The 8,158-nt window shown below is 68.3% G+C and carries 11 protein-coding genes; 8 read left to right on the top strand and 3 right to left on the bottom strand.

Annotated elements, in window-relative coordinates; translation table 11 throughout:
* The first annotated feature begins 25 nt into the window (after positions 1-25).
* Complete coding sequence (locus ACIBJF_RS50595; RefSeq protein ID WP_399184654.1) at positions 26-457, top strand: DUF6233 domain-containing protein; 432 nt, start codon at positions 26-28, stop codon at positions 455-457.
* Here the strand turns inward: ACIBJF_RS50595 and ACIBJF_RS50590 are convergent.
* Positions 454-996: a hypothetical protein gene (locus ACIBJF_RS50590; protein ID WP_399184653.1), complete on the bottom strand. Its 543-nt coding sequence runs from the start codon at positions 994-996 to the stop codon at positions 454-456. The two genes, ACIBJF_RS50595 and ACIBJF_RS50590, sit on opposite strands and share 4 nt — an antisense overlap.
* On the opposite strand from ACIBJF_RS50590, the gene ACIBJF_RS50585 reads away from it, so the two are divergent.
* Both ACIBJF_RS50585 and ACIBJF_RS50580 read left to right on the top strand, forming a co-directional pair.
* The gene (locus ACIBJF_RS50585; RefSeq protein WP_399184652.1) at positions 958-2,199 is read left to right on the top strand and encodes a hypothetical protein; all 1,242 of its coding nucleotides are present in this window, start codon (positions 958-960) and stop codon (positions 2,197-2,199) included. The genes ACIBJF_RS50590 and ACIBJF_RS50585 overlap by 39 nt on opposite strands.
* Positions 2,200-2,460: 261 nt before the next feature.
* Positions 2,461-2,796: a hypothetical protein gene (locus ACIBJF_RS50580; RefSeq protein WP_399184651.1), complete on the top strand. Its 336-nt coding sequence runs from the start codon at positions 2,461-2,463 to the stop codon at positions 2,794-2,796.
* Here the strand turns inward: ACIBJF_RS50580 and ACIBJF_RS50575 are convergent.
* Complete coding sequence (locus ACIBJF_RS50575; protein WP_399184650.1) at positions 2,771-3,397, bottom strand: nucleotidyltransferase family protein; 627 nt, start codon at positions 3,395-3,397, stop codon at positions 2,771-2,773. The two genes, ACIBJF_RS50580 and ACIBJF_RS50575, sit on opposite strands and share 26 nt — an antisense overlap.
* Between ACIBJF_RS50575 and ACIBJF_RS50570 the strand changes: the two genes are divergently transcribed.
* The 3 genes from ACIBJF_RS50570 to ACIBJF_RS50560 are packed head-to-tail and all read left to right on the top strand — an operon-like array spanning position 3,368 to position 4,866.
* Entirely contained in the window at positions 3,368-3,982 is a 615-nt protein-coding gene (locus tag ACIBJF_RS50570) for an integrase (protein ID WP_399184655.1), read from the top strand. The two genes, ACIBJF_RS50575 and ACIBJF_RS50570, sit on opposite strands and share 30 nt — an antisense overlap.
* Before the next feature lie 26 nt (positions 3,983-4,008).
* Positions 4,009-4,563 carry a hypothetical protein gene (locus ACIBJF_RS50565; RefSeq protein ID WP_399184649.1) on the top strand — a complete coding sequence of 185 codons (555 nt, stop codon included), beginning with the start codon at positions 4,009-4,011 and terminating at the stop codon, positions 4,561-4,563.
* 48 nt (positions 4,564-4,611) lie between these two features.
* Complete coding sequence (locus ACIBJF_RS50560) at positions 4,612-4,866, top strand: hypothetical protein (protein ID WP_399184647.1); 255 nt, start codon at positions 4,612-4,614, stop codon at positions 4,864-4,866.
* A 9-nt stretch (positions 4,867-4,875) separates the two neighbouring features.
* Here the strand turns inward: ACIBJF_RS50560 and ACIBJF_RS50555 are convergent, their stop codons facing one another.
* A complete protein-coding gene (locus tag ACIBJF_RS50555) occupies positions 4,876-5,412 on the bottom strand; it encodes a TetR/AcrR family transcriptional regulator (RefSeq protein WP_399184646.1) in 537 nt (178 codons plus the stop codon).
* A gap of 73 nt (positions 5,413-5,485) precedes the next feature.
* Between ACIBJF_RS50555 and ACIBJF_RS50550 the strand changes: the two genes are divergently transcribed.
* Both ACIBJF_RS50550 and ACIBJF_RS50545 read left to right on the top strand, forming a co-directional pair.
* Positions 5,486-6,535, top strand: a complete 1,050-nt coding sequence (locus ACIBJF_RS50550; RefSeq protein WP_399184645.1) for an aldo/keto reductase — start codon at positions 5,486-5,488, stop codon at positions 6,533-6,535.
* A gap of 56 nt (positions 6,536-6,591) precedes the next feature.
* Positions 6,592-7,614 (top strand): SDR family oxidoreductase, encoded by a 1,023-nt coding sequence (locus ACIBJF_RS50545; protein WP_399184644.1) that lies wholly within the window; start codon positions 6,592-6,594, stop codon positions 7,612-7,614.
* Positions 7,615-8,158 lie beyond the last annotated feature (544 nt).

Genomic DNA, 8,158 nt, shown 5'->3' with positions numbered 1-8,158 from the left:
GGCAGACGGCCGGTCCGCCTATCAGGTGTTGGTCGACCGGGACGGCTCCACCACCGTGGTGACGCGGACGTCCTGGTGGCCACAGGAAGATCTGCACGTCGCGCATGGCAGTGCGACCGCGCCCTCCCGTGAGGCGGGACCGAGCGGCGAGGTGCCCGCACCGCCTCCGCGCTCGCGGGTGCTGAGGACCTGCGCCGGCGGTTGGTCGTCAATTGGCACCTGGCCCACGGCGGGCTCGCCAGACCGGTCACCACGGCGGTGCCGCACTGAGCGGAGCACCCACGACGGGCCCGGCCACATTGCGGCAGCTGCTGCTCCCCCTCGGCCACTCCCGGGCGGTGCGGTCTCCTCACGCTCGCGCGTCCGTGACCGCGAGAGGGCGGTGGAGCCGCTCCGGCAGCAGGTGCCGGCGTGCCCGCACTGCCGCCCCGACACCGAGCCGGGCGTTCCCGGCTAGGCGCTGCGCGGTCGCCGGCCAGTCGTCTTCTTCGCGGTCGTCTTCTTCGCCGCGGCCTTCTTGGCGGGCTGCTTCTTCGCCGCGGCCTTCTTCGGCTTCGGGAGCTCGTGCACGTCGGCTTCGCCGCGGGCCGCCTTCACCTTCGACACCGACTCCTGCAGCGCGGCCATCAGGTCCAGCACCTGGGCCGGCTGTTCCGGCTCGGGCGCCTCAGGGAGCGGCCTCTCCTCCCGCTTCGCCTCGATGATCTGAGCGATCGCCTCGGTGTAGCGGTCCTGGAAGTCGGGGCCCTCCAGCCTGTCGACGGTCAGGGTGTCCATGAGGGCGAGGGCGCCCTCGATCTCCTCGTCGGACACCTGGACGACACCGACGGCGATCCCGTCAAGGAACTCACCCAGCTGATCACCGGCCTCGACCCTGCGCTCGATGCGGACACCGGCCGGACCGCTCTCGAACGTGCCACAAAACGGCCCGCCGGGCAGTACCGACTGGCCTGGGCCGTGATCGAGCGTCCCGAACTGCTGACCAGCGCCGGGCACGAGGCTCCCACTCCGGCGGTGCTGCGGTTCATCAGCGAACTCGTCGCCGGCGGCGCCACCACAGTCGTCAAGCCGGCCTGCCCGCGCTGCCACGGGGTGACGGCGCTGTCGAAGCTCCTGGACGGCCAGCGGGTCTGCCGGGCCTGTTTCGCCAGGCATGCGGCCGTCCCCTGCGCACGCTGCGGCGCCGTCCGTGAACCCGCCACCCTGGATGCCGCCGGTCAGCCGCTGTGTCCCAACTGTCTGATCCGTGACCCGGTCAACCTAGAAGTCTGCGTCGGCTGCGGCCGCCGTCGGCCGGTCGCGGTCCGGCTCGCCGACGGTGTTCGCTGCCCCAGCTGCAGGCCGAAGGAGATCCAAGAGTGCGGGCATTGCGGCTGCACCGCCCCTTGGGAGGTGTCCCGGGCCACCGGACAGCCCTGGTGCGAACGCTGCCAGCAGCGATGGATGACCTGCAACGGCTGCGGCACCGTCGCCCAAGCCCGCGGCGGCAGCTTCGAGGAACCGTTGTGCGCGAAGTGCACCAACCCCGCCCCCGACTTCTGGGGACGCTGCCCGGTCTGCCAGACCACCTGGCAGCTCAGCCCCCGAGCCTGCCAGCGATGCGTCCTCGACCAGAGGATCCGCGGTCTACTCGGCAACGACACCGGCACCATCGCACCTGAACTTGTGCCGTTCCACGAGGTATTGACGAGTGCCGAGCGCCCCGACGTCGCTCTGGCCTGGATCTCCCGGCCGAAGGTCCAGGACCTGCTGGAACGCATCGGCCGCGACGAACGTCGCGTCAACCACGACATCCTCGACGACCTTCCTTCGGGCAAGGTGCTCGCGCACCTTCGCAGCGTCCTTGTCGCCACGGGCGCCCTGACGCCGCGTGACGAACGCCTCGTCGCTCTGGAGAAATGGATCAACGAAACGGTCCAGGCCCGCACGGACCTCACCGCACGCCGGATCCTGCACGGCTACGCGGTCTGGCACCACCTGCGCCGACTCCGCCGGCGCATCGGCGACCAGCACACCACCCAGCTCCAGGACATCAACGTTCGCTGTCACGTCACCGCCGCCGACAACTTCCTCACCTGGCTCACGGCCCAGGGACTCGCCCTGGACACCTGCAGGCAAGCCGACCTGGAACGTTGGATGACCGATCCCGCCTTCACCTACCGTGACGAGAGCGGCCATTTCGTCCGCTGGTCCGTATAGCACCGCCATGCCCATGGCCTCACCTTCGGCAGCGTCCGCTGGACGGGCCCGCAGGGCACCATCGACAGCGAGCAACTCTGGGCCGACGCACGACGCCTCCTCAACGACGACACCCTGCCCACCGCGGACCGCGTCGCCGGACTGCTGCTGATCCTCTACGCACAGAAGATCTCCACCATCAGCCAGCTCACCGTCGACGACGTCAATATCACCGGCGAGACCGTCGCGATCACCTTCGGCACCTCGCCGGTCGTCCTCCCCATGCCGCTGGCCACCCTGGTCCGCGAACTCCTCGCGAACCGACGAGGCAAGGCCAAGATCGGCACCCCGGACGATGGCCCCTGGCTTTTCCCCGGAGGCCAGCCAGGTCGCCCGCTCAGCGACAGCCAGATCGGCCTGCGGCTCCACAAGATCGGCATTCGCCCCCAACAGGACCGCTCCACTGCCCTGTTCACCCTCGCCGCAGAACTCCCCGCCGCGATCCTCGCCCGGATGCTCGGCGTCCACCTCCAGGTCGCCGTCCAGTGGCAGAAGGCATCCGGCGGGGACTGGGCCGCCTACGCCGCCGACGTCAGTTGCCGGACGAGTTCGACGTGACACTTGTGGAAGGCCAGTCCAGGACAGTCAGTTCGGGCCATTGCTCTCGCCACCGCGCTGCCTTCGTCTCATAGACCGCCCGGGGGGCAAGCACCGGGTTTGGCCGAACGACGAGGTTGAACACGTCCGACAGGCCGTGCGGTGCATACACGCGCCACTGACCGTCCGCCTCCACTCGTACTCCGAGGCAGCACGTCGTGGCAGCGAAACTGTCGATCGCCGCCTCGGTGGAGTCATACGGCGGACACGACACCCCGAACTTTTCCTCATACCAGAGGTGGACCCGTGCCTCGTTACGGATCTCGACCTCTACAGGCAGGTCGGCGAAGATCTCTCTCCCGGCCTTGATCACCGCGTCTTCGGCTTCCCAGGACAGATCACCGGCATCGAAGTAGAAGACGTCGTAGTCCTTGATGCCGTTGGTCGGCGGGCTGTCCGTGACGACGTTCCACACGGTCTGGAACAGACAGCCGGCCGTCACATACCACCCGGGGAGATCCAACGTCGCAGCCCGCGCCAACACCTCCGTCAACATGCCGTTACGGGACAGAACTGCACGAAGGGACTCGAGTTGCTGATCGAGAGGGAGTCGGCTGATCATCAGCCCTGCCTACCACAGCTCGTGCGCCGGAGGGGCCAGAGCTGCCTCAAGCACCCCCGCATCCGGGAGGTATTCCGAGAGTTCCAATACCCGACTCCACCATTAGCGATCTACCCCGCCGAGAGCATCGAGGCCCATCGCGCCTTCATCGCCCGCCGCAGGGCCACCCGACCCAGCGATGAGTATCGAACACCCACCGAGGAGGAATGGGACGCTTTCCTGGCGCACTTCGAGAAGCGCAAAGTGTCCATCGGCACCTGCGCTCGTGCCTTTTCGAGCCCTTGCGTTCATGAACACGCTTGCATTCGTTGCTCGCTCCTCCGGCCGGACCCAGCCCAGCGCGGCCGGTTGGAGGAGATCCGCGACAACCTCGTCGCCCGCATCGCTGAGGCCGAGCGTGAGGGCTGGCTCGGCGAAGTCGAAGGACTGAAAGTCAGCCTCGCTGGTGCCGAGGACAAGCTCGCCCAGATGGACGCCACCACGGCCCGCACGGCCGCGGCGGTCGATCTCGGGATGCCTGGCTTCACGTCGGCCGCTGGACGCTCAGCGACGCGTGACGACGGATATGCTTCGGTGGCTCAGTAGATTGGGAGCGCAAATTTGGGGGTGCCATGAGTCGGCCGTTGCTGTTCCTCGACGTCGACGGACCCCTGAATCCGTATGCGGCGAAGCCCGAGAAGCGCCCCGGGGGCTACACCACCCTTCGCGTCCCACAGGAGAGCGGGGCAGCTGGGGGGCACGGGAGACTGCGGACCCACATGAGGCCCCTACGGGTATGGCTCAACCCCGATCACGGGCCGGCGCTGCTGGCTCTCGGATACGAAATCTGCTGGGCCACAACCTGGATGAGCGACGCGAACAAGTGGATCGGACCTACGCTCGGTCTGCCTGAGCTGCCGTTCGTCGACTTCGCTGATGCCCTGCTCAACCAGCGCCCTGATGGCGTTCATTGGAAGTTGGAGCCATTGGTGGAGTACGCCAACGGCCGACCGTTCGCTTGGGTGGACGACGAACAGAGCGACGCGGATCATGCGCACGTGGCTGCCAATCACCACGCAGCCGTCTTGCTCCATCACGTCAATCCACGGATTGGCCTGCGGAACGACGACTTCACTACCCTCGCGGCCTTCGCAGCATCCGTCGACACGTCGATGGGCGCTCCCTGAGCTTCAAGCGCCCAAGCCTAGTTCAGAGAAGCCTGCGTCCGCTGCTCGATGCTGCGTCCGGAGCCCGACCAGCGCGGCCGCCTGGTCGAGATCCGCGACAACCTCCTCGCCCGCATCATGGAGGCCGAACGCGAGGGCTGGCTTGGCGAGCTGGAAGGACTTGAAGTCAGCCTTGCTGGAGCCCAGGACGAGCTCGCCCAGTTGAATGCCGAACAAGCCCGCCGCAGCACCGCCGTGGACCTCGGCATCCCGAACTTCCCCGACATCGCCGGCCGGCACGGCAGCGCACCCCTGCAGCCGTGAGGCCCTCCACTACCGGTGCGTGCGGAGTCCGTCGAGGATGAGCGCGAGCATGTGGGGGGCCCGGTCCACGGGGCTGGACGCGGCACGCCACAACGCGCCGGTCAGCTGGAGGAAGTCCCCAGGTGCGGCGTCCACACGGATGCTTCCGTCCTTCTTGCCGGCGTCGAGGAGTTCTGTGATCGCGGCGATGACCGGCCCGTAGCTCTGCTCGCTGATCGCCTGATGCACGCCCGGGGTGAGTGCGTTGCCGAGGCCGTGCTTTCGCCGCATGGCCTCGACGAGGTCCATCGTCCAGTGTCGGAGGGCTTCCAATGGCGGCATCTGGGCCAGTAGGTCGGGCACGGTGCCGGTGATGCGTGCCACCTCGTCCTGGTTGACGGCCAGGACGAGCGCCTCGCGTGTGGGGAAGTTGCGATACAGGGTGCCCGCGCCGACTCCGGCGCGCTGGGCGATCTGGTTCATCGACGTGCTGCCGTCCGCGGTGAGCGCTTCGCGTGCGGCGGCGAGGATGCGTGCCCTGTTCTCACGGGCGTCTGAACGGACCACGGGACCTCATTGCTAAGTGGAGAGTTCTCCACTACGTTATGTGGAGAGCTCTCCGCATACTTTAAGGAGCGTCATGCAATACATCAAGCTCGGCATGACCGGCCTCGACGTGTCCCCGATCGCGATCGGTGCGATGACCTACGGCGAACCCGACCGCGGACATCCCGTCTGGTCGAAGGGCGAGGAGGACGCGCGCCCGCTCATCAGGCACGCACTGGAGGCGGGGATCAACTTCTTCGACACCGCGAACATGTACTCCAACGGCTCCAGCGAGGAGATCCTCGGCCGCGCGCTCAAGGACTTCGCCGACCGCGATGCCGTGGTGATCGCCACCAAGCTGCGCCACCCGATGCGGCTGGGCCCGAACGGCCGCGGCCTGTCGCGCAAGGCGATCATGACCGAGGTCGACCACTCGCTGCGCCGCCTCGGCACGGACTACATCGACCTCTACCAGATCCACCGCAACGACCACGCCACCCCGTGGGAGGAGACGCTGGAGGCACTCAGCGACCTCGTGAAAGCCGGCAAGGTCCGCTACCTTGGCGCCTCGTCCATGCATGCCTGGGAGTTCGCGAAGGCGTTGCACCTGCAGAGGCAGCACGGCTGGGCGCGGTTCGTGTCGATGCAGGACCACTACAACCTGCTCGCCCGCGAGGAGGAGCGGGAGATGATCCCGCTGTGCCTGGACGAGGGCGTCGGCACGATCATCTGGTCGCCGCTGGCCCGCGGCCGTCTCGCCCGCGCGTGGGACGATGCCCGCTCGACGGCGCGCTCCGAGACGGACGGCGCGTACGCGGACACCCTCTACTCGCCCGAGCAGGAGGCGTCCAACCACGCCATCATCGACGCGGTCGGACAGGTCGCGGACGCGCACGGCGTCAGCCGCGCACAGGTCGCACTCGCCTGGCTGCGCCGCCAGCCGGTCGTCACCGCACCCCTGGTCGGCGCCGGCTCGATCCGGCAGATCGACGAGGCAGTGGCCTCTCTCGACATCGCGCTGACCGACGAGGACGTGCGCGCCCTGGAAGCCCCGTACACCCCTCGCCACGACTGGCAGGGCGTATCCGACGAGGCCGAGATGGAGGCCATCCGCAAGCGCGTTCCCGGCATGGCTCTCGCATGAACCGCCATACCGAGAGGCACCCCTTGATATTCGAGTCCCGAGCTGAGGGCACACAGATGGCACAGGTGCTGGTCACCGGGGGGACAGGATTCATCGGGAGCTGGTGCGTCCTGGCTCTGCTCGACGCCGGGCACACCGTCCGCACCACCGTCCGAGACCTGCGCCGCGCACCGGCTCTGCGCTCGTGGCTCCACGCGGCCACACCGTTCGACGACGACCGTCTGACGGTCGTACGCGCCGACCTCGAACACGCCGAGGGCTGGGACGACGCCGTCGCCGGCTGCGACTTCGTTCTCCACGTCGCCTCGCCGACCCTGCGCCGCACCCCGGCGACCGACGACGAGCTGGTGGTCCCGGCACGAGAAGGCGTCCTGCGGGTGCTGCGCGCCGCCCGCGACGCCGGGGTGCGCCGGGTCGTCCTGACGAGCGCCTTCGGCGCCATCGGGATCGGGCACCCACCGCGCTCGACCCCGTTCACCGAGGAAGACTGGACCAACGTCGACAGCGACATCCCGCCCTACCAGCGCTCCAAGACACTCGCCGAGCGCGCCGCCTGGCAGTTCGTCGCGGACGAAGGCGGTGGGCTGGAACTGGCCGTGGTGCACCCCGTGGGGGTCCTCGGACCACTGCTCGGCCCCGACGACCCGCCCTCCCTGCGCGTGGTGCGCAGAATGATCGAGGGACGGGTGCCTGCCTGCCCTCCCTTCGGGATGGGCTTCGTCGATGTGCGCGACGTCGCGGATCTGCACCTGCGCGCAATGACCGATCCGGCGGCCGCCGGCGAGCGTTTCCTCGCAACCGCCGGGCACAGCCTGCGAGTCGTCGAGATCGCCCGCATTCTCCGCGACCGCCTGGGAGAACGCGCCGCCAAAGCCCCGGACCGCGAACTGCCCGTGTGGCTCGCGCGAATGCTGGGCACCGTGAACCCGGAACTGCGACTGCTCAGGCACCAGCTCGGCCGGGATCTCGACGCCACAAGCGCCAAGGCGGAGCGGCTTCTCGGCTGGCGGACCCGTCCCATCGAGGACACCATCGCGGAGACCGCCGAGAGCCTCCTCGCCCACGGCGTCGGGAAATGACCGGCTCGTAACTGACCGACGCGCCGCCTTAAGGCACCGAAGGTGCGTTGGACCGGTGACGCGGAACGACTGTGTCCGCCGGCCCTGAGGCCGCGCCAGCGTTCGGTGCGCGCCGCCTGAATGCCCAGTCGTTGAGCGGAGACGGCAGACTCCGGACTGGCAAGGCAATCGGCATGTTCCACAGTCGCCCGTCCGCTAGCCGGTGAAGGCATCAGCGTCGTGGATGAAGAGAGAAGTGGCTCTGCCCATCGGCAGAGCGTGTCCGCCGAGCGTCCTCATCCACCTCGCTCCTGCCGCCGGCCAGTCCGCAGAGTCAGCGGAGCTTGAAGACGCGCCAGTTCAGAGAAGTGACCAGGCCGAAGTTGATGGCGCCGGACCAGATGGTTCGGGGCATAGCAGACCTCCGCAGTAGCCCCGAGCACCATCAGCCTAAAAACGGCTCTCCTGCTTGATGTGTGGGTCATGTTGAGGTGAGTTGGCGTCCCGGTAGGGTCGGGCGTTCGCCGCCGAGGGTGAGCATGACCAGGGCGATGACCGCGCCGGC

The sequence above is a fragment of the Streptomyces sp. NPDC050743 genome (assembly GCF_044456925.1).
GTDB lineage: Bacteria > Actinomycetota > Actinomycetes > Streptomycetales > Streptomycetaceae > Streptomyces.
The sequence above is the reverse complement of the archived record's forward strand: the minus strand, read 5'-3'. Positions and strand labels throughout refer to the sequence as shown.

Coding starts and splice junctions, on each gene's coding strand:
- ACIBJF_RS50565 (WP_399184649.1), top strand. CDS start 4,009: ATGAGTCGGCCGTTGCTGTTCCTCGACGTCGACGGACCCCTGAATCCG.
- ACIBJF_RS50580 (WP_399184651.1), top strand. CDS start 2,461: ATGCCGCTGGCCACCCTGGTCCGCGAACTCCTCGCGAACCGACGAGGC.
- ACIBJF_RS50550 (WP_399184645.1), top strand. CDS start 5,486: ATGCAATACATCAAGCTCGGCATGACCGGCCTCGACGTGTCCCCGATC.
- ACIBJF_RS50545 (WP_399184644.1), top strand. CDS start 6,592: ATGGCACAGGTGCTGGTCACCGGGGGGACAGGATTCATCGGGAGCTGG.
- ACIBJF_RS50560 (WP_399184647.1), top strand. CDS start 4,612: ATGCTGCGTCCGGAGCCCGACCAGCGCGGCCGCCTGGTCGAGATCCGC.
- ACIBJF_RS50575 (WP_399184650.1), bottom strand. CDS start 3,397: ATGATCAGCCGACTCCCTCTCGATCAGCAACTCGAGTCCCTTCGTGCA.